The sequence below is a fragment of the Mesorhizobium sp. M0208 genome (assembly GCF_040322015.1).
In the GTDB taxonomy this organism is placed as follows: domain Bacteria; phylum Pseudomonadota; class Alphaproteobacteria; order Rhizobiales; family Rhizobiaceae; genus Mesorhizobium.
This window is the reverse complement of sequence record NZ_JAMYSP010000004.1, coordinates 165,349-190,030: the sequence shown is the minus strand read 5'-3', so window position 1 is coordinate 190,030 and position 24,682 is coordinate 165,349. Positions and strand designations below refer to the sequence as shown.

The 24,682-nt window shown below is 63.0% G+C and carries 20 protein-coding genes, 1 other RNA gene and 1 pseudogene; 7 read left to right on the top strand and 15 right to left on the bottom strand.

The features are described 5' to 3' along the window. Positions 1-7: 7 nt before the first annotated feature. The 7 genes from mraY to mraZ are packed head-to-tail and all read right to left on the bottom strand — an operon-like array spanning position 8 to position 7,663. A complete protein-coding gene (mraY, locus tag NKJ17_RS06535) occupies positions 8-1,090 on the bottom strand; it encodes a phospho-N-acetylmuramoyl-pentapeptide-transferase (RefSeq protein ID WP_352687574.1) in 1,083 nt (360 codons plus the stop codon). A 23-nt stretch (positions 1,091-1,113) separates the two neighbouring features. After that, positions 1,114-2,547, bottom strand: a complete 1,434-nt coding sequence (locus NKJ17_RS06530; protein ID WP_352687572.1) for a UDP-N-acetylmuramoylalanyl-D-glutamyl-2,6-diaminopimelate--D-alanyl-D-alanine ligase — start codon at positions 2,545-2,547, stop codon at positions 1,114-1,116. After that, positions 2,544-3,998: a UDP-N-acetylmuramoyl-L-alanyl-D-glutamate--2,6-diaminopimelate ligase gene (locus tag NKJ17_RS06525; RefSeq protein WP_352687570.1), complete on the bottom strand. Its 1,455-nt coding sequence runs from the start codon at positions 3,996-3,998 to the stop codon at positions 2,544-2,546. The genes NKJ17_RS06530 and NKJ17_RS06525 overlap by 4 nt, the downstream gene beginning before the upstream one ends. Positions 3,999-4,052: 54 nt before the next feature. Then, positions 4,053-5,798, bottom strand: a complete 1,746-nt coding sequence (locus tag NKJ17_RS06520; protein WP_352687568.1) for a peptidoglycan D,D-transpeptidase FtsI family protein — start codon at positions 5,796-5,798, stop codon at positions 4,053-4,055. Continuing rightward, complete coding sequence (ftsL, locus tag NKJ17_RS06515; protein WP_254818995.1) at positions 5,795-6,172, bottom strand: cell division protein FtsL; 378 nt, start codon at positions 6,170-6,172, stop codon at positions 5,795-5,797. The genes NKJ17_RS06520 and ftsL overlap by 4 nt, the downstream gene beginning before the upstream one ends. Positions 6,173-6,176: 4 nt before the next feature. Then, complete coding sequence (rsmH, locus tag NKJ17_RS06510) at positions 6,177-7,208, bottom strand: 16S rRNA (cytosine(1402)-N(4))-methyltransferase RsmH (protein WP_352687566.1); 1,032 nt, start codon at positions 7,206-7,208, stop codon at positions 6,177-6,179. Further along, a complete protein-coding gene (mraZ, locus tag NKJ17_RS06505; protein ID WP_352687564.1) occupies positions 7,205-7,663 on the bottom strand; it encodes a division/cell wall cluster transcriptional repressor MraZ in 459 nt (152 codons plus the stop codon). Before mraZ ends, rsmH begins: the two co-directional genes overlap by 4 nt. Positions 7,664-8,068: 405 nt before the next feature. On the opposite strand from mraZ, the gene NKJ17_RS06500 reads away from it, so the two are divergent. Beyond that, entirely contained in the window at positions 8,069-9,184 is a 1,116-nt protein-coding gene (locus tag NKJ17_RS06500) for a cystathionine gamma-lyase (protein ID WP_352687562.1), read from the top strand. On the opposite strand, the pseudogene NKJ17_RS06495 reads toward NKJ17_RS06500, so the two are convergent. The 6 genes and pseudogenes from NKJ17_RS06495 to NKJ17_RS06470 all read right to left on the bottom strand — a co-directional run. Further along, positions 9,164-9,397: pseudogene (locus tag NKJ17_RS06495) on the bottom strand (type II toxin-antitoxin system RelE/ParE family toxin); the annotation flags it as partial. The gene NKJ17_RS06500 and the pseudogene NKJ17_RS06495 sit on opposite strands and share 21 nt — an antisense overlap. Before the next feature lie 20 nt (positions 9,398-9,417). After that, positions 9,418-9,816, bottom strand: an RNA gene (gene rnpB / locus NKJ17_RS06490) — RNase P RNA component class A. A 59-nt stretch (positions 9,817-9,875) separates the two neighbouring features. Then, a complete protein-coding gene (locus NKJ17_RS06485) occupies positions 9,876-10,619 on the bottom strand; it encodes a lytic transglycosylase domain-containing protein (RefSeq protein WP_352687560.1) in 744 nt (247 codons plus the stop codon). Positions 10,620-10,804: 185 nt separating this feature from the next. Further along, positions 10,805-11,572 carry an N-acetylmuramoyl-L-alanine amidase gene (locus NKJ17_RS06480; protein ID WP_352687558.1) on the bottom strand — a complete coding sequence of 256 codons (768 nt, stop codon included), beginning with the start codon at positions 11,570-11,572 and terminating at the stop codon, positions 10,805-10,807. Beyond that, entirely contained in the window at positions 11,569-12,288 is a 720-nt protein-coding gene (locus NKJ17_RS06475) for a TerB family tellurite resistance protein (RefSeq protein ID WP_352505589.1), read from the bottom strand. Before NKJ17_RS06475 ends, NKJ17_RS06480 begins: the two co-directional genes overlap by 4 nt. A 237-nt stretch (positions 12,289-12,525) precedes the next feature. Beyond that, positions 12,526-12,732 (bottom strand): hypothetical protein, encoded by a 207-nt coding sequence (locus NKJ17_RS06470; RefSeq protein ID WP_023721215.1) that lies wholly within the window; start codon positions 12,730-12,732, stop codon positions 12,526-12,528. A gap of 173 nt (positions 12,733-12,905) precedes the next feature. On the opposite strand from NKJ17_RS06470, the gene NKJ17_RS06465 reads away from it, so the two are divergent. From NKJ17_RS06465 to NKJ17_RS06455, 3 genes are all read left to right on the top strand, one after another. Beyond that, positions 12,906-16,781 carry a hydantoinase B/oxoprolinase family protein gene (locus NKJ17_RS06465; protein WP_352687654.1) on the top strand — a complete coding sequence of 1,292 codons (3,876 nt, stop codon included), beginning with the start codon at positions 12,906-12,908 and terminating at the stop codon, positions 16,779-16,781. A gap of 82 nt (positions 16,782-16,863) precedes the next feature. Continuing rightward, positions 16,864-18,111 (top strand): BtaA family protein, encoded by a 1,248-nt coding sequence (locus tag NKJ17_RS06460; protein WP_352505588.1) that lies wholly within the window; start codon positions 16,864-16,866, stop codon positions 18,109-18,111. Then, positions 18,108-18,773 carry a class I SAM-dependent methyltransferase gene (locus NKJ17_RS06455; protein WP_352505587.1) on the top strand — a complete coding sequence of 222 codons (666 nt, stop codon included), beginning with the start codon at positions 18,108-18,110 and terminating at the stop codon, positions 18,771-18,773. Before NKJ17_RS06460 ends, NKJ17_RS06455 begins: the two co-directional genes overlap by 4 nt. A gap of 208 nt (positions 18,774-18,981) precedes the next feature. Here the strand turns inward: NKJ17_RS06455 and NKJ17_RS06450 are convergent, their stop codons facing one another. Then, positions 18,982-20,361: a serine hydrolase domain-containing protein gene (locus NKJ17_RS06450; RefSeq protein WP_352505586.1), complete on the bottom strand. Its 1,380-nt coding sequence runs from the start codon at positions 20,359-20,361 to the stop codon at positions 18,982-18,984. A 406-nt stretch (positions 20,362-20,767) separates the two neighbouring features. Between NKJ17_RS06450 and NKJ17_RS06445 the strand changes: the two genes are divergently transcribed. Together NKJ17_RS06445 and NKJ17_RS06440 are read left to right on the top strand one after the other, a co-directional pair. Beyond that, entirely contained in the window at positions 20,768-21,559 is a 792-nt protein-coding gene (locus tag NKJ17_RS06445; protein ID WP_352505585.1) for a glycoside hydrolase family 25 protein, read from the top strand. Positions 21,560-21,639: 80 nt separating this feature from the next. Continuing rightward, positions 21,640-22,812, top strand: a complete 1,173-nt coding sequence (locus NKJ17_RS06440; protein WP_352687555.1) for a lytic murein transglycosylase — start codon at positions 21,640-21,642, stop codon at positions 22,810-22,812. An 80-nt stretch (positions 22,813-22,892) separates the two neighbouring features. Here the strand turns inward: NKJ17_RS06440 and NKJ17_RS06435 are convergent, their stop codons facing one another. Beyond that, the gene (locus NKJ17_RS06435) at positions 22,893-23,786 is read right to left on the bottom strand and encodes a LysR family transcriptional regulator (protein ID WP_352505582.1); all 894 of its coding nucleotides are present in this window, start codon (positions 23,784-23,786) and stop codon (positions 22,893-22,895) included. Between the two features lie 123 nt (positions 23,787-23,909). Here NKJ17_RS06435 and NKJ17_RS06430 point away from each other — a divergent pair, with 123 nt between their 5' ends. Next, the gene (locus tag NKJ17_RS06430; RefSeq protein WP_352505581.1) at positions 23,910-24,641 is read left to right on the top strand and encodes an SDR family oxidoreductase; all 732 of its coding nucleotides are present in this window, start codon (positions 23,910-23,912) and stop codon (positions 24,639-24,641) included. The last annotated feature ends 41 nt before the right edge of the window (positions 24,642-24,682 follow it).

The window sequence follows — 24,682 nt, the reverse complement described above, 5'->3', positions numbered from 1 at the left end:
CGGCCTCCTATCTGAGCTTCAGGGTCGACAGGCCGACCAGCGCCAGGATGACGGCGATGATCCAGAAGCGGATCACCACCTGGCTTTCGGTCCAGCCGAGCTTTTCGAAATGATGGTGGATCGGCGCCATCAGGAAGACGCGCTTGCCGGTCATCTTGAAGTAGCCGACCTGGATGATGACCGAGAATATCTCGACGACGAACAGGCCGCCGACGATGACCAGCACGATCTCGTGCTTGGTCGCCACCGCGACCGTGCCGATCAGCCCACCCAGCGCCAGCGAGCCGGTGTCGCCCATGAAGATCGCCGCCGGCGGCGCATTGAACCAGAGGAAACCGAGACCGGCGCCGATCACCGCTCCAAGGACCACCGCCAGTTCGCCGGTACCGGGCACGAAATGGATCTGAAGATATTCGGCGAATACCGCGTTGCCGGAGAGATAGGCGATGACGCCGAAGGACGCCGCCGCGATCATGATCGGCACAATCGCCAGTCCGTCGAGGCCGTCGGTCAGGTTCACCGCATTGCCGGCGCCGACGATGACGAAGCACGAGAACGGGATGAAGAACCAGCCGAGATTGACGAGAAACTCCTTGGCAAAAGGGAATGTCAACGATGACGAGAACGGCGCCTGGCCGTTATGCATGATCACCCAGGCGGCGATGCCTGCGATGACAAATTCGAGCCCCAGCCGCGCTTTGCCGGAGAAGCCGAGATGCGATTGCTTCGTCACCTTGAGGTAGTCGTCGTAAAAGCCGATCGAGCCGAACCCCAGCGTCACCAGCATCACCACCCAGACGTAGATGCTCGACAGGTTCGCCCACAGCAGTGACGAACCGATGATGCCGGACAGGATCATCAGCCCGCCCATGGTCGGCGTTCCCGCCTTTTTGAAATGCGTCTGCGGCCCGTCGGCACGGATCGGCTGTCCCTTGCCTTGCCGCAGCCTCAGCGAATTGATGATGGTCGGTCCGAAGATGAACACGATCAGCGCCGCTGTGATCAGCGCCCCGCCGGTGCGGAAAGTTATGTAGCGGAAGACGTTGAAGACCGAGATCTTGTCCGCAAATTCGACGAGCAGTGTTAACATGCGCTTGCGTCCCCGGACCGATCCTAGGTCTGTCTGCTGTTTGTGGCTTCCGCCGGAAACTTGCCGAGCAATGCCTCGACCAGTTTTGAAAAACCGATGCCTTTCGACGATTTGATCATAACCACGTCGCCCGGCCTCAACTCCGACAGAAGCACCGGTTTCAGATCTTCCGCGCCGGCGCGGTACTCCGTCCTGATCTCGCCGGGCAAAACGTCGGCCAGCGCCCGCATTTCCGGGCCGCCGAGAAAAACTGTGCGCGTGTCGGTGCCGACGATCAGGTTCGCAAGGGCGGCATGCAATTTCGCCGAATGGCCGCCGAGCTCGAGCATATCGCCGAGCACGGCAATGCGCCTGCCCTCGCCCGACACCGGCGTCGTGTTGAGCAGCGCCATTGCAGCGCTCATCGACGCCGGATTGGCGTTGTAGCTCTCGTCGATCAGCGTGATCGGCCCCTTGGGGTGGCGCAACATATAGCGTTTGCCGCGTCCGCGTTCGGGCGAAAGATCGGCCAGCGCCTGCGCAACCCTGGTGACGTCGGCTCCGACCAGATGCGCTGCACCCAGCACCGCCAGCACATTCTGCACCATATGGCGGCCCGGCGCGCCGATCCTGGCGACGATCTCATGCCCGCCAATCTTGGCGGTTACCACGGAATGATCGGCATCGAGTTCGCATTTGATCAGTTTGAAGGTCGCCCGGGCATTCTCGCCGAATCCGTAAACATGCTCGACGCCGGCCTCTTTCGCCATCTTCTCCAGCAGCTTCCAGCGCGCATCGTCGCGGTTGAGAAGGGCGGCACCGCCGGGTTCCAGTCCCTCGAAAACCTCTGCCTTGGCCTTGGCGATCTCATCCAGGTTGCGGAAGAAGCCGAGGTGAGCGGCCGCGATCAGCGTAATGATGGCGACATGCGGCCGGACCATCTTGACCAGAGGCCGGATCTCGTCCGGATGGTTCATGCCGATCTCGAAGACGGCAAAATCGCAATCCTGCGGCATGCGCGCCAGCGTCAGCGGCACACCCCAGTGATTGTTAAACGACTGGGCCGATGCATGCACGGTACCGACCGCGGAGAGAGCGTGGCGCAGGGCTTCCTTGGTGGTGGTCTTGCCCGCCGATCCGGTCACGGCAATCACCCTCGCCTTTGAGCGTGCGCGCGCCGCAACGCCGAGCTTTTCCAGCGCGACGAGCACATCCTCCACGACGATCATCGGTGCCGTCAGCCGCCCCAGCGACGGCAGCTTGCCCTCGGCGACGACCAGCACGCCGGCGCCCGCCTTGATGGCGGCGGTGACGAAATCATGGCCGTCCATGGCCTCGCCCTTGACGGCGAAGAAGGCGTCTCCCGGCTGCAGGCTGCGGCTGTCGATGGAAATGCCGGCGATGCCTTCAGGCATCGGACCGAGCGGCCGGCCATCCATGGCGGCAACCAGCGCCTCGGAGGTCCACAGATAGCTCACGCCGCTTGCTCCCTGAGCGCCGAGCGAACTTCCTCGTGATCGGAAAAATGCAGCGTCTCGGCACCGATGGTCTGGCCTTCCTCATGGCCCTTGCCGGCCACGATCAGCGTATCGCCGGCGTGAAGCATCCCGACTGCCTGGTGGATGGCCTTGCGCCGGTCGCCGATCTCGATCGCCCCCGGTGCAGCCGCCAGGATCGCGGCGCGGATCGTCTCGGGGACTTCCGAGCGGGGATTGTCGTCGGTGACGATGACGACATCGGCCAGCCTCGTGGCGATCTCGCCCATGATCGGCCGCTTGCCCCGGTCGCGGTCGCCGCCGCAACCGAATACGACGATGACGCGGCCGGTGGTAAAGGGGCGCACCGAAGCCAGCACGTTTTCCAGTGCATCCGGCTTATGAGCATAGTCGACATAGACGGGCGCCCCGTTGGCGGCCGTCCCGACAAGGTCGAGCCGTCCCGGCGCGCCCTTCAATTTCTCCAGCGCCATCAAGGCTTTGGCAACAGATGTTCCAGTCGAAATGGCGAGGCCGGCCGACACCAGCGCATTTGCAATCTGGAAGTCGCCAGCCAGCGGCAAGTCGACTTCATGGAGAACGCCGTCCGCTTCAACCTCGGCGCGCTGGCGGTGGCGCTCGTGCTCGACCCGCTTCAGCCGCAGGAAATCGCCGTGGCGTCCGACCGTCAGCACGTTCAGTCCCGCTGCATGCGCCGCTTTGATCGTCGGCTCCGACCACGGGTCGTCGGCAAAGATGACGGCCGGCGCGCCCTTCGGCAGCAGCGCGTCGAACAGACGCAATTTGGCGCGATGATAGTCCTCGACCGTCGGATGATAGTCCATATGGTCGCGGCCGAGATTGGTGAAGCCGCCGGCCGTAAGCTTGACGCCGTCGAGCCGGCGCTGGTCGAGGCCATGGCTGGACGCTTCCATCGCGGCGTGGGTGACGCCGGCCTCCGCCAGCTCCTTGAGCAGCCTGTGCAATGCCACCGGATCCGGCGTGGTCAGCGAGCCATATTCGTTGCGGCCCGGCGCCACCACGCCGGTCGTGCCGATCGAGGCGGCGGCGAAACCCGCCTGCTCCCATATCTGCCGGGTGAATGCGGCGACCGAGGTCTTGCCGCTGGTTCCGGTCACCGCGACCATGGTTTGCGGTTGCTTGCCGAAATAACGGGCCGCACTCTGCGCCAGCGCAAGGCGCGGATCGTCTACGACAAGAACCGGAACTGGCAGCCCGGCGACCGCACTCCCCTTGCCGACCACGATCGCTGCAGCGCCGCGGCTTGCGGCGTCGGCTGCATAGGCTGCGCCATCCGCCTTGGAGCCGGTGAGCGCGAAAAAGACGATGCCCTCTGTTACCTGGCGGGAATCCGACGAAATCCCTGTAACCTCCATGTCGAAGGGAGCTGTCCCATCGACAGGCAGGATACCGGCTAGATTTTTCAGCTTCATCGAACCCCGTTCATCGCAACAAAATAGCGCGCAGTTGCCGGCGCGCCCGAAGAATCACTGATAGGAAACCAGCGTTGCACCATTTTCATGGCTGAAATCTGGCTTCACGCCAAGCATGGAAGCCGCACGTCGGATGATGTTTGCAGCCATGATGCCCGCGTTCGAGGCGGCCGTAGCACCCATGCCGGGCTTTTCCGGCTTCGGTTCGTCGGCGATCGTAAGCACTATGTATTGCGGATCGTCCATCGGGAAAGCTGCAACGAAGGCGTTGAAATTCTTTTCCCTCGAGTAGCGGCCGTTGACGACCTTCTCCGCCGTTCCCGTCTTGCCGCCCACCCGGTATCCTGGCACCCGTGCATTGCGACCGGATCCCTTTTCGGCATTGAGTGCATAGAGATAGCGCATGCCCTCGACCGTCTTGTCGCTGACCACTTTCTTGGCCACCGCCATCGCCTGCTCCTGCGTGCGAGGCAGGAAGGTTGGGTCCATCAGATAGCCGCCATTCATCAGCGCGGCGCAGCCGACCGCTGTCTGTAGCGGAGTCGTCGACACGCCGTGGCCGAAGGCGATGGTGATCGAATTGACCTGCTTCCAGACCTTGGGCTCGGTCGGCCGAGCGACTTCCGGCAGTTCGGTCTGCATCTTCTCGAGGATTCCCAGGCGATGCAGGAATTCGCGGTGTCCGTCGATGCCAACCGCTTCGGCTTCCTTGGCAGAACCGATATTGGACGAGTAGATGAACACTTCCGGAACTGACAGTATCCGGCCCTTGGCATGGAAATCATGGATGGTTTGATGGCCGATCCTGATCGGGCGCGACGCGTCGAAGCGGCTTTGCAGCGTTATCTTGCCGGAATCGAGCGCCATGGCGGTGGTGAAGCTCTTGAAGGTCGACCCCATTTCGTAGAGGCCTGCGGACATTCGGTTGAGCCGGTCCTTGTCCTGCGCATTATAGGGGTTGTTCGGATCGAAATCCGGAACGGAGGCCATCGCCAGCACCTCGCCGGTCTTGACGTTGAGCACGACGGCGCCCGCCGCGATCGCGTCGTACTTTTCCATGCCGGTGGCGACCTCGTCGCGCACGACATGCTGGACGCGCAGGTCGATCGAGAGCTGCACCGGTTTCAAATCCTTGGCCACCGCCAGGCCCGACGCCTGAAGGTCGCTCAAGCCTTGTTCGTCTATGTATTTCTCCATGCCGGAGATGCCCTGATTGTCGATGTTGGTGAGGCCGACAATGTAGGACGAGGTTTCGCCGGCCGGATAGAACCGGCGCTTTTCGGTGCGGAAGCCGAAGCCGGGGATGCCGAGCTGCATGATGTCGGCCTGCTGCTTCGGCGTCAGTTGCCGCTGCAGCCAGACGAAGCCGGCGCCGCTCTTCAGCTTGTTGTATGTCTGCTCGTAGTCGATCTCGGGAAGCACCGTCGACAGTTTTTCGATCGCCTCGTCGGCATCGACGATGCGGCGCGGCTCAGCAAACAGCGACGCCGTCTTGATGTCGGTCGCCAGCACTTCGCCGTTACGGTCGACGATGTCGGGTCGCGATGCCGTCACCCGGCTCTGCGGGCCGCCCGACAGGTCGGGATTCTGGAAACCCAGATAGACCAACCGCCCGGCAATGGTAGAATAGATGCCGAAGAACACCGCCATCGTCATGACGATGCGGGTCCTTCCCTTGCCACCGGTCGCCTTGCGGGCGCCTTCGACCACGATCGATCCGCCCGCACCGGGCTTCGAACCGCGCTTCAGCAGCCTCCCAACCTTTGGAAATCTGGCGGCGATTGGAAATCCACTGATCATTGGATGATGCCTCCGGTCACCACGGGATCCTTGCCGCCGACATCGGCCATGCCGCCCAGCCGCTGCGATGAAAGGTCCTCGATGTTGACGGGCTTCGCCGGCAGATCGTCCAGCCCGACGATCTGCCGCGCATTGACCGGCTCGAGTCCGAGTTGCGATTTGTAGATTTCGGTGAGCTTTTGCAGGCGCGACGGCTGGGTAAGCAGGCTCCAGTCCGCCTTGAGCAGGTCGATCGTGTCCTCTTCATAACGGATCTGCGCCTGGATCTTGTGCACTGCCGCCAGTTGCTCCTCGGCCTCGCGCTTGGTCTTGTAGGTCAGGGCAGCCGCCGAAACCATGACGGCGATCAGGACTATGTCGCTGGTACGAAACACGTGCTCACCTCTCTCCCGGTCGATCGGCGCCGGGAAGCTTTGGGCCAGGCAGTTTTGGCAGGCCGAAAATCGAAAAATCGCCGGCACGCGCCGGCGCCTCTGTACGGATCGCAGCGCGCAGCCTTGCCGAGCGCGCCCGCGGATTTGCTGATATCTCGGCATCGCCAGGCGTCACGCCGCCGCCCTTCTTGGTGAAGGTGGCGGTGCGCGCCTGGGCCTCGGGCAGATGCCGCGATCCGGTCGCTGAATCGGCTCTGTCGGCGATGAAGCGCTTGACAATGCGGTCCTCCAGGGAATGGAAGGTCACCACGGCAAGCCGCCCGCCCGGTTTCAGCACGCGCTCGGCGGCAAACAGCGCCTTGGCCAGTTCGCCGAGTTCGTCATTGACGAAGATGCGCAGCGCCTGGAAAACGCGGGTGGCCGGATGGATCTTGTCTTTCGGCGCGCGACCGATATGCGTCTCGATGGCATCGGCAAGGTCGAGCGTGCGCTCGAAGGGGCGTTTTTCGCGACGGCTTTCGATCATGCGGGCGATGCGCCCGGCATGGCGTTCCTCGCCAAGAAAACCGAAGATGCGGGCGAGATCGCCCACCTTGAAGGTGTTGACGACGTCGGCGGCGCTCAGGCCCGCCTGCGCCATGCGCATGTCGAGCGGTCCATCGGCCCGGAACGAAAAGCCGCGCTCCGGCTGGTCGATCTGCATGGAGGAGATGCCGATGTCGAGCACGACGCCATCGGCACTTTCAACCTGCTCGTCGAGCGTCGAGAACGGTGCCTGGACAAGCCTGAGCTTGCCGCCGGACTGCTGTTCAAGGGCCCGCCCCGCCGCGATCGCATCCGGATCGCGGTCGATGGCGACGACCGAGGCTCCGCTTGCCAGAATGGCCTTGGTGTAGCCGCCGGCACCGAACGTGCCGTCGACGATCACCTCGCCTTTTGTCGGGGCCAGCACCTCCAGAACTTCGGCAAGGAGGACCGGAATGTGGCGGGCTGGTCCGCCAGCGGCATGAACTTCATCGCCGTCGCCCGCCATCATTCCGGCCGCTCCCCGGGCTTCGTCCCCTGCCGAAGCCGCAAAAGCCGGGCGCGTGTTTCCGTCCCATAGGCGCTGAGCCGTCCGGGCTCCCAGATCTGAAAGAAATTGCCGCGGCCAACGAAGGCCACTTCCGCTGAAATGCCGGTATGCTCGCGAATGAAATCGGTCATCGTGATACGGCCGTCCCGGTCGAGCTTCAGAAACGTTCCATCGCCATGGCAGAAGAACGACATGTCGTCCGCCGTCTGCAGGAACGGGTCTTCCTGGGCGATGCGCTGCTCGTAGCGATCGAGCAGGTCGAGCCCACCGACATCCATCGCCGGGCGATCCAGGCAGCGTAGCGCATAAAGTTCCGAATAGCCGCGTTTCTGCACAACGGCACGGAAATGCGCCGGCACGGACACCCGTCCCTTCGCATCGATCCTGTTCACCGCGTTCGACAGAAACCGGTCCATTACGCGTTACGGCCGCTTGCGCCGCCGCACCCCTCTGCATCTTCCTGTCCGCGCCGCCCCAGCCCGGTCGGCGTCCAAAACCCACTTCGTTATGACGGGCGAACGCAGGCAAACGCGCAGCCGCCGCGGCTGCCCGATTGGCGTACGCTTCACCCTGACACGGAACGAAGGCTTGAGTATCGGAATGGGATATCATGGGGTGTTATGGGCGTCAACGGGAACAGTCTTCAAAACGCGCCTGCCACAACTGGGGAGAGCAGCTTTGACGGCACTCCCGTCTTTATCGTCTATTAAGCCTAACGAAGCGTTTAGAGCCGTGTGGCCCACCGGAGCCGACTTGCTGCGGATCGCTGCCGCGCATAGCCTCGGCATCTCCTTTTCCGGTCAGTAACGAGGTTTGAAATCATGTCCGATACAGCCAAGTCACGCGCCGCAGCACTTCCCCATCTGCGCCGCGGCGGGCTGGCCAAGGGCGACCCGATCCCCTTGCCCCTGACCATGGCCGCCATCTTTCATGCGCCCGGCGACGCCACCGGCTTCGATCAATATGGCCGCTTCAGCAATCCGACCTGGGATGCGGTCGAGCAGATGCTGGCGCATTTGGAAGACGCCCCATGCGTCGCCTTTCCCTCGGGAATGGCTGCCATCTCGGCGGTATTTTTCGGCCTGCTCAAAGCCGGCGACCGTATCCTGCTGCCGTCCGACGGTTATCATACGACGCGAGCGCTGGCAGACCGTTTTCTGAAATCCTTCGGCGTTGCCTACGATGTCCGGCCGACGTCGAGCTTCCTCGAAGGCGGCTTCGACGGCTATCGGCTTGCCTTCGTCGAAACACCCGCCAACCCAGGCCTGGACATATGCGACATCGCAGCCGTCGCCGAAGCCGTGCATAGAGCGGGTGCGGTGCTTGTGGTCGACAACACGACGATGACACCTTTCGGCCAGCGCCCGCTCGATCTCGGCGCCGATATCGTCATTGCTGCCGACACCAAGGCACCAAACGGCCATTCCGATGTGCTGTTCGGCCATGTCGCCAGCCGCGACGCGGACATTATCTCGAGGGTGACAGACTGGCGCGAGACGTCGGGCGCCATCCCCGGGCCGTTCGAGGCATGGCTGGTGCATCGCGGTCTCGAAACGCTGGACGTGCGCTTCGACCGCATGTGCACTTCCGCCGAAATGATAGCGCGACAGCTGAAAAACCATCGCGCGATCAGCGGCTTGCGCTTTCCGGGACTGGAGAGCGACCCATCGCACAATCTTGCCCGCGCCCAGATGGAGCGCTTCGGCTTTCTCATCTCGTTCGTGCTCGCCTCGGAGGACAAGGCCGAGGATTTCATCAACAATTGCGCCTTGATGCAGGCCGCGACATCGTTCGGCGGCGTGCACACCTCGGCCGAACGGCGATCAAAAAGGGGAGATGCCGTTCCGCCCGGCTTCGTTCGCCTGTCGGTCGGCTGCGAGCCGGTGGAAGAGCTTTGGCAAGCGATCGAGGCGTCGCTAGATGCAATCGGTGGCTGAGCCGGCGTCGATCTTGCGCCGGCCGTGGAGGATGCGAACGATTTCGGTCGCCTCTTCGACGACACGATACAGGGTGAGGTATTCGCCGACGATCAGGTGACGGATGCCGGGCGCGATGTCTTCGCGCGGCGCAGCTGAGAAGGGATAAGTGGCCACTTGCTGCCAGCGGGCTTCGATTTGATCGAGCAACCGATCGGCCGCAGCCTCGCTGTCTTGCGCGACATGGGTAGAAAACTGCCAGCTGGCCTGTAAGCCGGGTTCTGTATGGCCCTCGCCCCTTGCGGGGCGAGAACGCGGCGGCCATTCATCTTGGGCGCATGTTGCCATGCGCCTCACGCAACCTACCCGGACGGTGAGCCGGAAACAGCCCTCGAGGGTTTCCCCTCGCACCGTCCCTATTCGGTCTTGCTCCCGGTGGGGTTTACCGTGCCGCTCCTGTTGCCAGTCGCGCGGTGGGCTCTTACCCCACCCTTTCACCCTTGCCACGATTGGATCGTGGCGGTTTGCTTTCTGTGGCACTTTCCCTGGGGTCGCCCCCGCCGGCCATTAACCGGCACCGTGTCTCCATGGAGCCCGGACTTTCCTCACCCGCAGCCTTTCGGCTTCGCGGGTGCGGCCGCCCGGCCAGCTGGCAAGGCGTATAAAGGGGTTCGGGCCCAAAAACGCAAACGAAAAAGCAAGTTATCCCTTGTCAGGCGGGCGCTCCAAGCGCTGCCAGTTGCACCTTGACCTTGCCGCAATAGGCTGCGGACACCGGGTTCATCCGTGTGGCGGCGTGGCCGGCATTGTATTTCAGGATCGTGCCGCAGGTCGTGCCGCCGCCGAGATCCCGCGCCATGGCAAGGTACTTCATGCCGTATTTGATGTTGGTATCGGGATCGTAGAGACCCTGAACCGAACCGCTATAGCCCATCATTCTTGCCGTCGCCGGCTTGATCTGCATCAGGCCGATCTCGCCAGCGCTGCCGACCTGGTTCGGCTGGTAGTTGCTTTCGATCTTGATGACGGCATTGGCGAGCGACACCGGCACGCCATAGCTGGCGGCATAACGCGCAATGATCGCCGAATACTGTCCGCTGTCGCCGACAACCGCCGCCTGGGGCGCTGGCCTGCTCTTCGGAGCGACTGACGCCGTTGCCATGCGGTCGATGCGTTTGCGGTTACGCTTCACATGCTGTTTGGCGATTGTCTTTCTCGCAGCGGTTGGCCTTTTCGCGGAGACTGGCTTTTTCGTCCTTACCGCGGCCGCTTTTTCCACTTTCGCGATGGCGGTCTTCTCTACTTTTGCACCACCCTTCGGCATGGCGGTTTTGCCGGCTGCGGCACTGAAGCCCTGATCGGCCCGCTGGCTCAGCGGTGCGCTGTTTGCCGCACTGAAGGCAAAAGTCATTACGCCGGCAGCAATGGCTGCCGTTAAAACGGTCAATTTCTGCATGTGATCCTGTTCTGTTTGATCCGCACAAAGAACTTCGCGCAGATACCCTCAATCAACATCGGAACATCTGGGGGGATAGACGTCCGACAATCTGTACGGATCGCCTTTGACGACGGAATTGGCGCCAAAGAAGGCGACGCAAGTCACTTTGAGTAACAGATTGTAACTTTTAATCTGGCAAAAGGTTATTTGAGAGAGGCTATCCTTACGGAAGCAAGCAGCCTTTCCAGCGTGCGGATCGTCGATCCGTCAGCCACGCCGTCGACCAAGCGCTGCCGGAAATGCCGTTGAAATGCCTCGACCACGATTTCGGTCTGCCGGTCGAAAGCGCCGGTGATCTCGACGCCATAACCATAAAGCGCCAGCATCGACTGCAGTGCCTCAATATCGGCGCCGGTATCGCCTGGCCTCAGCACGGCGCCGCGCCGGATCGGTGCTGCCGGCACAACATGGCCGATGCCGGCGGCAAACAAGGTCTTCCATGGAAATTTCTCGCCCGGATCGACCTTGCGCCCGGGTGCCACGTCGGAATGGGCGAGCACCCGCTGGGCCGGAATGGAATAGCGCTCGACGATGCCGGCACACAGGCCGATCACCGCGTCGGTCTGCGGTTTTGGAAAGTTGCGATAGCCGAGCGTATGCCCCGGATTGACGATCTCGATGCCGATCGAGCAGGAGTTGATGTCGCTCTGTCCGAACCACGAGCTCTTGCCGGCATGCCAGGCGCGGTCGCTTTCCCTCACCATCTGAACAATGCGGCCGTCCTCATGGACCAGATAGTGCGACGACACCTCGCTGGCCGGATCGCACAGCCATGCCTCGGCAGCGGCCCCGGTTGCCATGCCGGTGTAGTGCAGCACGATCATATCGGGTCCGGGCATCCCGCGTCTTGGTCCGAAATTCGGCGATACCCTGACCTCGGCGCTCGGCTCGTCGGGCGGAAAGCCGCTCATGCGTGCCGCAGGCCTCGCTCGATCATTTCATAGGCCGCGTTGATCGCCGCCAGCCTGGTCGTCGCGATCTTGATGAATTCCTGCGGCAGGCCGCGTGCGATCAGCCGGTCCGGATGATTGTCGGAAACCAGCTTGCGGTAGCGCCTGCGGACCTCCTCGAACGGCTTCCCACGCTCGATGCCGAGCACGACATAGGGGTCGGCGGCACCCAGATTGACATGCCGCGCCAGGATGCTCTGGTAATGCGCCTCATCGATGCGGAAGATCTCGGCGATCCGGTGCAGGAATTGGCCCTCGCGCTCATGCACCAGCCCGTCGGCCTTGGCGATGTGGAACAGCCCGTCGAGTATATCCTCCAGCATCAGGCAGTTGGTATGGCCCGAACCGCAAAGCTGCGCCATCCGCTCGGCATAGGTTTCGAAACCGGCAATGTCGCGTTTGGCCAAATCGTAGAGCCGCGCCACATTGCGCCTCTGTTCCTTCGGCACCTCGAATATTTCCTGGAAGGCGCGCACCTCGTCTTGCGTGACGATGCCGTCGGCCTTGGCCATCTTGGCCGAAAGCGCGATCATCGCCACCGAGAAGGCGACACGCCGGCGCAAATCGGCATCGCCGGAGAAAACCGTACGCACGGCTTCGACCACTTCGGCGACGCCTGACGACGCTGAAGATGAAACGCGTGTGACGAAGTCGCCGAGGCGGTCCCAAATCGACATGGGGGCTTCATAGGACCAACCACCCATCGCTATCAAGCCAAGACAGTGCCGCAGGGCTGGCCCAATCGATTTGGCGGAATGCCTGAGACGGCTAGCGCTAGTGCTTGCCCATGGAAATCGGCAGACGGAAACCGCTGCACGCAAACCCGCGTCGTCGCACTCGGCCACAATGCGCGGGTATCGTAAGCAGCAGAAAGGCCGGCGTGTGAGGCCGGCCTTTCTTGGTTGTCACGTTGACTACTGCGCCGGGGCAGCCGGCGCAGGTGCCGGAGCCGGAGCCGGCTCGGCAGGCTTGTTGGCGTCAGGAGCAGCCGGCTTCATCGTCTGGTCGGATGCCGGCGGGTTGGTGCTCTGCGTCGTGGTGTTGTCGGTGCCGCTGTCGCTGCAGGCCGCAACGCCAAGCAAGGCAAGCGCCGAGACCGACGCAAGAATGAGTTTCTTCATGATTATCTCTCCTCTAATCACGCCACCGTTGCCGGCGACGATCGAGGGCACAATGCATCAGCGCATGATGAGTTTCGTAACGTTGCGTTTCCGCGTGTAACATCAAGCGCTTGGCAGTACAAAGCGTTGAGCACTAACAGGATGCCTAAATGAAAATGCCCGGAGGCGCTGCCATGACCGCAAAATGGGATTTCTGGATCGACCGCGGCGGTACCTTCACCGACGTCATCGGCCGGGACCCGCAAGGCGGGCTGCATCCAAGGAAACTCCTTTCGGAAAATCCCGAAGCCTATGCCGATGCAGCCATCCAGGGCATTCGCGAACTGCTCGGCGTCCAGCCCGGCGCCCCGATCCCCTCCGCGCTGATCGGCGATGTCAAGATGGGCACCACGGTCGCCACCAATGCGCTTCTCGAGCGCAAAGGCGACCGCGTGCTGCTGCTCATCACCAAAGGCTTCCGCGATGCGCTGAGGATCGCCTATCAGGCCAGGCCCGATATCTTTGCCAAGCAGATCATCCTTCCCGAACAGCTCTATGAGCGTGTCGTCGAAATCGACGAACGGGTTCGCGCCGACGGCAGTATCGAGCGCCTGCTCGACATTGCTTCCGTACGCCCGGCTATTGAGCAAGCCAAGGCGGACGGCATCGATGCGGTCGCGATCGTCTTCATGCATGCCTGGAAACACCCCGAGCACGAAAAGGCCGTCGCCAAAGTCTGTCGAAAGCTCGGATTCTCCCAGGTCTCGGTCAGCCACGAGGTCTCGCCGCTGATCAAGCTGGTCGGCCGCGGCGACACCACGGTGGTCGACGCCTACCTGTCGCCCATTCTGTCAAGATATGTGCAGAAGGTGGCGAAGGAGCTCGGCGTCCTCTCCCCCCTCGAGGGGGAGATGGCCGCGCAGCGGCCAGAGGGGGTCATCTCAGAAGGCACCGCCAGAACGTTGAGCACTGCCGCAACGACCCCACCCGGCGGCTTCGCCGCCACCCTCCCCTCGGGGGGGAGGGAAAGCCCTCGCCTCATGTTCATGATGTCGTCGGGCGGCCTCACCGCCGCCGACATGTTCCAAGGCAAGGACGCGCTGTTATCCGGCCCGGCCGGCGGCGTCGTCGGCATGGTCGAGACGGCAAAACTCGCCGGTTTCGGCAAGGTCATCGGCTTCGACATGGGCGGCACCTCCACCGATGTCGCCCACTATGATGGCGACTACGAGCGCGCCTTCGACACCGAGGTCGCCGGCGTGCGCATCCGTGCGCCGATGATGCGCATCCACACCGTCGCCGCCGGCGGCGGCTCGATCCTGCATTACGAGGCCGGCCGCTTTCGCGCCGGGCCGGATTCGGCCGGCGCCAACCCCGGCCCGGCCGCCTATAGGCGCGGGGGCCCGTTGGCCGTCACTGACGCCAATGTCATGCTGGGCAAGCTGCAGCCCGAGTTCTTCCCGGCTATTTTTGGACCAGGGCAGGACGAACCGCTCGACGTGCAGACGGTTCGCGAAAAATTCACCGCGCTTGCCGCCGAGATCGGCGACGGCCGCTCGCCGGAAGCCGTCGCGGAGGGGTTCGTCACCGTCGCCGTCGAAAACATGGCCAACGCCATCAAGAAGATTTCCGTGCAGCGCGGCTACGACGTCACCGAATACCTCCTGAACTGTTTCGGCGGCGCCGGCGGCCAGCACGCTTGCCTGGTTGCCGATGCGCTGGGCATGGAGGCGGTGCTGATCCATCCGTTCTCCGGCCTGCTATCGGCATACGGCATCGGCCTGTCCTCTGTATTTGCGTCACGCCAGCAGGCGCTGCTGAAGCCGCTGGTGGAGGACTCCGGGGCGGCGATCGATGAACTCATCGCAACGCTGCGCAAAGCCGTCATCGACGAACTCGCCGCACAAGGCATCGCCGAAGACGCGGTCGCCTCGAAGCCGGTGCTGCAGGTCCGCTATGACGGCACCGATACCGCGCTGCCTGTGAACTTTGGTCACGGCTCGATCGCGCAAGCCAAGACGGACTTCGAATCGGCGCACAAGGCGCAGTTCGGCTTTGTCTACGACGACAAGCCGATGATCGTCGAATCGATCGGCGTCGAAGGTACCGATACCGGCGGCACCGGCCGCGATGAAAGCGATTCAGTTGTTGCAGATATGGCCGCAAGTCCTTCCGGGAACCGGAAAATCTTTGTCGACGGCGTCTGGCGCGACGCTGGCATCTTCCCTCGCGAAACGCTGAAGCCTGGTAACAAGATCGCCGGCCCTGCTTTGATCATCGAGCCGAACCAGACCATTGTCGTCGAGCCGGGCTGGCAGGCCGAGATCACCGCCAAGGACCACGTATTGATGCGGCGCGTCGAGAAGAAGCGCCGGCACGCCGCACTCGGCACCGAAGCCGATCCAGTGATGCTGGAGGTCTTCAACAACCTGTTCATGTCGATCGCCGAACAGATGGGCGTAACGCTGCAAAACACTGCCTATTCCGTCAACATCAAGGAGCGGCTTGATTTCTCCTGCGCCGTCTTCGACCGGAACGGCGCGCTGGTCGCCAATGCACCGCACATGCCGGTGCATCTCGGTTCCATGGATCGCTCGGTGGAGACCATCATCCGGCTCAATGCCGGCGACATTCACCCCGGCGACGTCTTTGCGCTGAACGCGCCTTACAATGGCGGCACGCATCTGCCTGATATCACCGTGGTGACGCCTGTTTTTTCCCTCCCGCTTGAGGGGAGGATGGCCGCGGAGCGGCCCGGTGGGGTCATCTCAGGAGGCACCACAAGAGTGTCGAGCACTGCCGCGGCGACCTCCTCCGCCGCCTTCGGCGGCACCTCCCCCTCAAAGGGGGAGGAACCCCTCATCCTCTTCTACGTCGCCTCGCGTGGCCACCACGCCGACATCGGGGGCACCGCGCCCGGGTCGATGACGCCGCTTGCCACCACCGTCGACGAGGAAGGCGTGCTGTTTGACAATTTCCGCATCGTCGATCGCGGCCGGTTCCGCGAGAAGGACCTGGAGACGCTGCTCACCGACCACCCCTACCCGGCGCGCAATCCGCACCAGAACATCGCCGACCTCAAGGCGCAGATCGCCGCGAACGAAAAGGGCGTCGCCGAGCTGCGCAAGATGGTCGCGCATTTCGGCCTCGATGTGGTCGAAGCCTACATGGGCCATGTTCAGGACAATGCCGCCGAAAGCGTGCGCCGCGTGCTGGAGCGGCTGCCCGACAGTTCCGAATACGAATATCCGACCGACACCGGGCAAAAGATCACAGTGAAGATCACTATCGACCGGCGGAAGCGCGAAGCCACCGTCGACTTCACCGGCACGTCGCCGGTCATGAAGAACAATTTCAATGCGCCAGAGCCGGTCGCCCGAGCCGCGGTGCTTTATGCCTTCCGCGTCATGGTCGAAGACAACATCCCGATGAATGCCGGATGTCTGCGGCCGATCAACATCATCATTCCCGACGGCTCGATGCTTAGGCCCACCTATCCCGCGGCAGTCGTGGCCGGTAATGTCGAGACCTCGCAACATGTCACCAACGCGCTGTTCGGCGCCATGAAGGCGATGGCCAATGCGCAAGGCACGATGAACAATCTCACCTTCGGCAACAAGCAGTACCAGTATTACGAGACGATCTGCTCGGGCTCGCCGGCCGGCCGGATGAACGACGGACGCGGCTTTGCCGGCACCTCCGGCGTCCACACCCATATGACCAATTCGCGCCTGACCGATCCGGAAGTGCTGGAACTGCGTTTCCCGGTATTGCTCGAGGATTTCCATATCCGCGAAGGCTCCGGCGGCAAAGGCAAATGGAATGCCGGCGACGGCACCAAGCGCATCATCCGCTTCCTCGAAAAGATGGAATGCGCGATCCTGTCCTCGCATCGCAGCCACCCGCCGCGGGGGCTGGACGGCGGCGGTGATGGCGAGACCGGTTCGACCAAGGTCCGCCGCAAGACCGGCGCGATCGAGACGCTGAAAGCCTGCGATCAAACAGTGCTCGACGCCGGCGAGGCAGTCATTGTGACGACACCCACCGCAGGCGGATTTGGCGAGGCCTGAACTCGCTTCAACAGGTTGTCACCGGCCTGTCATCCACCTGCGTTACCCGCTTGCGGCAAAGCAAACGGGGAATCGCGTTGCCATGACGGACATTTCTGGGGAACTGGTTTTTCGCCGCGGCAAGGAGGTCGGCAAGGCCGTCTACCAGAACCGCCCGCTGTCGAAAGCTGGCATCTCCGAGCGCTTGTTCGCCTTCCTGTTCTCCGGCCTTGTCTACCCGCAGATCTGGGAAGACCCCGAAATCGACATGGACGCGATGCAACTCGGCAAGGGCCACCGCATCGTCACCATTGCCTCCGGCGGCTGTAACATCCTCTCCTATCTCACCCGGTCGCCAGAAAGGATCGATGCCGTCGACCTCAACGCCGCGCATATTGCGCTGAACCGCATGAAGCTCGCAGCGGTGCGTCACCTGCCGTCGCAGGGCGACCTGTTCCGTTTCTTCGGTGCGGCTGGGACCGGGCACAATTCGCAGGCCTATGATCGCTTCATCGCACCGCATCTCGACCCCGTCAGCCGCCATTATTGGGAGCGCCGCAACTGGCGCGGTCGTCGCCGCATCGCTGTCTTCGACCGCAATTTCTACCAGACCGGCCTGCTTGGCCTGTTCATCGCCATGGGCCACCGCACCGCAAAATTCTTCGGCGTCGACCCGGCCGGCATCATGGACGCCAAGAGCATCGCCGATCAGCGCCGCTTCTTCGACGAAGAGCTGGCGCCGGTCTTCGAAAAACCGCTGCTGAAATGGGCGACCTCGCGAAAAGCCTCGCTGTTCGGCCTCGGCATTCCGCCGGCCCAGTACGATTCGCTGATCACCTCGGGTGACGGCACCATGGCCAGCGTGCTGAAGGCACGACTGGAAAAGCTCGCCTGCGATTTTCCGCTGAAGACCAATTATTTCGCCTGGCAGGCTTTCGCCCGCCGCTACCCTAATCCGGGCGAAGCCGCCCTGCCCACCTACCTCGAAAAGCGCAACTACAAGACGATCCGCAACAATGTCGATCGCGTTGCCATCCACCACGCCAATCTGATCGAGTTCCTTGCCGGCAAGGATGCCGGCTCGGTCGACCGCTTCGTGCTGCTCGATGCACAGGACTGGATGACCGACGGCCAGCTCAACGGGTTGTGGGCCGAGATCACCCGAACCGCCTCGACAGGCGCCCGCGTCATCTTCCGCACCGCAGCGGAACCCAGCCTGCTGCCCGGCCGCGTCTCGAATTCGCTGCTCGACCAGTGGCGCTACGAGAACGACGCCTCGCGCGAGTTTTCGGCCTGCGATCGCTCGGCCATCTATGGCGGCTTCCATCTCTATGTGAAGCGGTCCGCATGAGCACGACCGAATTGCCGGCCAGCCATGCCGAACTGATGGACGGTGTCTACCGCTGGCAGCGTCATATCTACGACCTGACCCGCAAATATTATCTGCTTGGCCGCGACCGGCTTATCGCCGGACTGGATGTGCCGGCCGGCAGCACGGTGCTCGAGCTTGGCTGCGGCACCGGCCGCAACATTGTCCTCGCTGCCCGCCGCTATCCCGGCGCGCGCTTCTTCGGCCTCGATATTTCGGCCGAGATGCTGGAGACGGCCACCGCCGCCCTCGCGCGCGAAGGCCTCTCCGGCCGCGTCACCCTGGCGCGCGGCGACGCCACTGATTTCGACGCAAAGGCGCTGTTCGGCGTCAAAAGTTTCGACCGCGTCTTTATCTCGTATTCGCTGTCGATGATTCCCGGCTGGGAGAAGACGGTGTCTGCGGCACTTGCTGCCCTGTCACCGGGTGGCTCGCTGCACGTCGTCGATTTTGGCCAGCAGGAAACCTTGCCCAGCTGGTTCCGCACGCTGTTGCGCGGCTGGCTGAAAAAATTCCACGTCGAGCCGCGTGAATCGTTGCGCGCGGTTCTGGATTCGGAATCTGGAAGAACCGGCGCAAGCTTCCGTTTCCAAACGCTTTGTCGCGGCTATGCGTGGCTCGCCGTGATCGGCCCAGGTCGATAGCCAGGATGTGTTGAGATTCAGGTCAGGCCAAGTCGAAAACGGGGGTTCCGAGAACCGGAGCGGAGCGTCCTTTTGGGTACGTGAGCACCGGCCTACGCCGGCCGTAGCCTTAACTGCCACGACCGCTCATGAGTGCTTTGGCCGGCGAAGGCCGCAAGCGCAGGAAACCGCCGTTTTCGACTTGGCCTGACCTGAATATCGATACAGCCTAATGCAGCGCCTTGACCAGCGCCGCCACCATTGCCTGCGGCCGGTAGCCGAGCCTGGCCGGCGTCAGGCCGAGCCGCACCACAACCAACTGCTCCGAGGGGACGATGGCGACCGTTTGCCCGTCATGCCCCTCCATCCAATAGGTGTCCTTGGGCAGGCCGGCGGCAATGCCGGCGCCGGGGTTTTCTTCGTCGCCCGGTCCTTCGATCCATAATTGCCCCTTGCCGTAGACCTTCGAGGCAGTTGCCGGTTCCCGCATCCAGTCGACGAAGCCGGCGGGCAGTATCTCTTTGCCGTTCCAGACGCCGCCCTGCAGCAGGAACTGGCCGAAGCGCGCCCAATCGCGTGCCGTGGCATAGAGATAGGACGAGCCGACGAAGGTGCCGTGCTCGTCGGCTTCAAGCACCGCGCTGTGCATGCCGAGCGGATCGAACAGCGCGGCCCTCGGCCAGGCCAGCGCCTTGTCCTTGTCGCCGATCGCGTCCTGCCACAATCGGGACAGCATCACCGCCGTGCCGCTCGAATAGGAAAACACCCTGCCGACCTCGCCGGTCAGCGGCTTGGATCCGGCAAAGCCCGCCATGTCCGGTTCGAGATAGAGCATACGCGTCACATCGGCGACGTCGCCATAATCCTCGTTGAATTCCAGCCCGCTCGACATCGCCATCATGTCGGCGAGGCTGATCATGGCGCGGCCATCTCCCTTCCAGGGACCGAACAGGCCCTGGTTGGTCATCGCCAGCTTGCCGCCCTTCACCAGCGTGCCGACGATCGCCGCATTCACCGTCTTGGTCATCGACCAGCCCAATAGTGGCGTCTTCTCGGAAAAGCCGTCGCCATAGCGCTCAGCGACGATGCGGCCGCTCTTGACCACCACCACCGCCCGCATCCCGGCGCCGGTCATTGCTGGATCGTCGAGGACCTTCACGACCTCGAGATCCTGGGAGGCACCGACATCGTCGCCTTCCGGCCACATCGCATCGGGCAGCGGCGCCGGCGTCGGTGGAGCGCCGGCGATAGCCTTGGCGGCGGCAATATCCCCGTCGGGAACCGAGGCGCAGCCGAGCCCCTCGCGAGCGACCGCGACACTTTTGCCGAGCGCGCCGAACAGGCCCGCCGAAACCGTTCCCTTCTCCTTGTCCACCGACACCCTCATCAGCTTCAGCAGCGGATGACCCGGCGCCTGCACATCGACGGCGAGCACGTCGTTGGCGTCGCGCCCGGCGATGAAGACGTTCGAGCAGACGATCTTGGCCGCATAGCCGGAACCGACGCGGATCAGTTCCGGCGGCGCGAAATACAGCCAGCCGGCGAGTATCGCGGCGGCCAGCATAGCCAGGCCGAGCAGCCATTTGATGAACTTCAAAAGGATCTGCATTTTGAGTTCCCCCGGCGCGCTCGATCTATGTCATCGATTTGCCGCCATTGTTTCGGCAAAATCGCGGCTCCTGTCGAGCGCCGTCAACCGAATATCAACCATGATCGGCGATCACAGGTGCATGTCGCCCAAAAGCGCGCAGCGGTTTTGGGACCACGACATGCACAGACAAAAGAGCCAAGCGCGTCGAAGCGACGCGCTTGGACAGACCGGGCGATCCTGTGGGGTGACCGTCCGGCGGGGCTTGAATGCATGCGTCCCAAAACTGCGCAAGGGTTTGGGAAATGCATGAAACGAAGATCCAGGCGCGTCGCGTAAGTCGGTTTCAGACACGCTGCGCCCGGTCGAGGGGCCACCCGCGGAAAGACCCATCAGCGGCCGGCTGAAACCGGCTCGGGAAGTAGCGATGCGCCGTTTCGCGGTCCTCATCACGCTGATGCTGCTTGGTGCCTGCTCGACGGTCGAGGATCTGACGCCATCGTCGTCCAGTGCCCCGACGGTTGCGGTACGCGCGCCGCGTTTTGCCGATTCCGACCCGCATGAATGGGACAGCGGCGCACCGTGGAGCTATGCCGTCCACGGCACCGACGTCTCCAAATACCAGACCTCGATCGACTGGCCGGCGGCCAGGGCCGGCGGCATCTCCTTCGCCTTCATCAAGGCAACCGAGGGCGGAGACCGGTTCGATGAAGCTTTCAACGAGCATTGGAGCCGCACCAAGGCCTCGGGCATCCCCCGCTCCGCCTATCACTTCTTCTACTTTTGCACGCCGGCCGCGACCCAGGCGCGCTGGTTTATCCAGAACGTGCCCAAAGACAGCTCGGCGATGCCGCCAGTTCTCGACATGGAATGGAACCCGAAATCGCCGACCTGCAAGCTGCGGCCCGATCCTGCCACGGTACGCAGCGAGATGAGCACGTTCCTCGAAATCGTCGAAAAACACTACGGCAAGAAGCCGATCATCTACACGTCGGTCGACTTCTTCGAAGATAATGGTTTGTCGGGTTTCCGCGGCTACCCCTATTGGCTGCGCTCCGTCGCCGGGCATCCGCGCCAGAAATACGGCAGCCATCCCTTCACCTTCTGGCAGTATACCGGAACGGGCGTCGTGCCGGGCATGGCCGGAAACGCCGACATCAACGTCTTCAACGGCTCCGAAGCCGCGTGGAAGAAGTGGTTGCGGCAGAACACCCGTTGACACCGGGCCTGCCGCCTGCTTTTCGACACAGCCAATAACAAATGCCTGCAACCGCTGGTAATCTTTTCGGAAGGATGGCGATGCGATTGCGCTTTGGACTTCTCGCGGCGCTGCTCCTGAGCGCCGTGCCGGCCGCGGCACAGCAATGCGGCGGCGATTTCGAGGCATGGAAGCAGGGCGTGGCGGCGGAGGCCAGGGCAGCCGGCGTCGGCGCTGCCGGCCTTGACGCGCTGGAAAACGCCACCCTCGATGAGAAGACGTTGGCACGCGACCGCGCCCAGGGCGTCTTCACCCAGACCTTCATCGAATTCTCGAACCGCATGATCTCGTCGCATCGGCTGAAGCAGGGTGCGGCCAATCTGCAAAAACATGCCGAGGTCTTTGCCCGCGCGGATCGCGAATACGGCGTCCAGGCGCCGGTCATTGCCGCCTTCTGGGCCCTGGAAACCGATTTTGGCGCCGTGCAAGGCGCTTTTCACACACTGAATGCGCTGGTGAGCCTCTCGTATGACTGCCGCCGCCCGCAGTTGTTCCGGCCGCAGATCGTGCCGCTGCTGATCTTGATCGATCGCGGTGTGGTGCCGGCCGACGTGACCGGTGCCTGGGCCGGCGAGATCGGCCAGACGCAGATGTTGCCTTCCGACTATCTCGGCCACGGCGTCGACGGCGACGGGGATGGCCTGGTCGACCTGCGCGGCAGCGCGCCGGACGTGATCATGAGCACGGCCAGCAAGATCCGGTCGCGCGGCTGGAAGCGCGACCAGCCCTGGATCGAGGAAGTCCGTGTGCCCGACAACTTGCCGTGGGAGCAGACGGGACGCACCAACAAGCTGCCGTTGACGCAATGGAGCCAGTGGGGCGTTACCAGGCCAGACGGCACGCCGCTTCTCGACAACGGCCTGAAGGCCGGCCTGGCGCTGCCCATGGGTCGCAAGGGGCCAGCCTTCCTGACCTACGACAATTTCGACGTCTATCTCGAGTGGAACCAGTCCTTTACCTATGCCCTGACAGCGGCAAATCTTGCCGCCCGGCTGGGGGGCGCTCCGCGATTCGATCCGCGCAACCCCGACCCGGGCCTCGACGGCGACCAGATGAAGGCGCTACAGACCAAGCTCGAGGCGAGAGGCTATGACGTCGGCACCGTCGACGGCATCCTCGGCACCAACACCCGCGAAGCGATCCGCAAGGAGCAGATGCGGCTGGGCTTGCCGGTCGACGGCTGGCCGACGCCGGAGCTGCTGGCCAGGCTGTGAGGATGGTGATTGGTAAAAAGAATGGCGCCGGAGCCGCATTGAGCACCAGAGCTACCACTATTCACCATTCACTATTCACATCACCGCCTCGCAAGCAGGAAATCGATGAAGGCTCGCAGCGGCGCGGGAACCTGCCGGGAACTCGCGTGGTATAAATAAAAGCCCGGAAATCTCGGCGACCAGGCTTCGAGAAAGCGGATGAGCTTTCCCGCTTCGATCCACGGCCGGACCTGATATTCCAGCATGTACGCCACCCCGACCCCATCCAGAACCGCCCCCATCATCAGGTCCGTATCGTTTACCGTCAGGCCGCCGCTGACGGCCACTTCCAAGGCACGCTGGCCTCGGGCGAACTCCCAGCGGTAGAGATTGCCGCCGCTCGGCCACTGGAAATTGATGCACTGGTGCTGATGCAGGTCCGCGGGATGGCGGGGTATCGGGCGATGCTCCAGATAGCTCGGCGCCGCCACTGCGGCCATCTCGAGTTCCTCGCTGAGCTTCACCGCCACCATGTCCTTGTGCAGCCGCTCACCCAGTCTGATTCCGGCATCGAAGCGACCTTCGACGATGTCGGTGAGCATGTCGTCAACGATGATGGTGAGGGCGATATCGGGATAGGCGCGGCGGAAGTCGCCGAGGATCGGCGCGATGAAACGCGTGGCGGCGATGCGCGGAACATTGATGCGCAGCGAGCCTGCCGGCCGGCCGCGTGATGCATGCGCGTCGGCGACGGCCCCTTCCAGTTCGCTCAACGCCGGCGCGATGCGGGCAAACAGCTTCTCACCCTCAGCGGTCGGCGACATGCTGCGCGTGGTACGGTTGAGCAGGCGGACACCGAGACGCTCTTCCAGCCCGCGTATCGTCTGGCTGAGTGCTGGAGGCGAAATTCTGAGCTTGGCCGCGGCGCGGACAAAGCTGCCCTCTTCGATGATTGTTGCAAATGCCGTGAGTTCGGAAAACTCGGTTCCGCGCATTATGTACCCCAGGCTTAATAAGTCAGTTAGATAATAGGCTATTCTCTGAGCAATAGCATGCCCCTAGCTATCGCTGGAACGCCGCTCGATCGGGGCGGCCGTATCCAGACGGAAGGAACAGCCATGCATCGTCCACTCGAAGGCAAAACCGCACTTGTGACCGGCAGTTCGCGCGGCATCGGACGCGCCATCGCGGAGGGGCTGGCAACCAAGGGTGCTGCCGTGGTCGTCAACTATGTCGGCAACGAGAAAGCCGCCAGGGAAGTCGTTGCCGCCATTGAAGGGAATGGCGGAAAAGCCGTCGCCATCCAGGCGGACGTCTCCAGCATCCCCGACATTCGCAGGCTGTTCGACGAAACCGAAATGCAGATGGGGCCAATTGACATCGTCGTCGCCAATGTTGGCGTCGCCGTCATAAAGCCGCTCGTCGAGGCTACCGAAGCAGACTTCGACCATGTGTTCGGCACCAATGCCAAAGGCACCTTCTTCACGCTTCAGGAGGCCGCGCGCCGCGTTCGCGACGGTGGCCGCATCATTGCCGTCTCCACCGGTGGAACCAAGATGTTTTTCACGCAGACGGCGCTCTATCTCGGCAGCAAGGGAGCCGTCGAGCAGTTCGTCCGCGTCCTCTCGCGCGAACTCGGCCCGCGCGCCGTTACCGTGAATGCGCTGTCGCCAGGCTTCACCGACACCGACCTGCTTCCGGAGCGGGACCGGGCCGTGGCCGCAGGCATGTCGCCCTTCGACCGGATCGGAGCACCGCGCGACGTCGCCGATGTCGCGGTTTTCCTGGCTTCGGACGAAGCTCGCTGGCTGACCGGCGAGAACATCCAGGCCGGCGGCGGAGTAGCCTGACTACGGGGAGGTGAATATGAATGGTGGTGACGATTCACCGA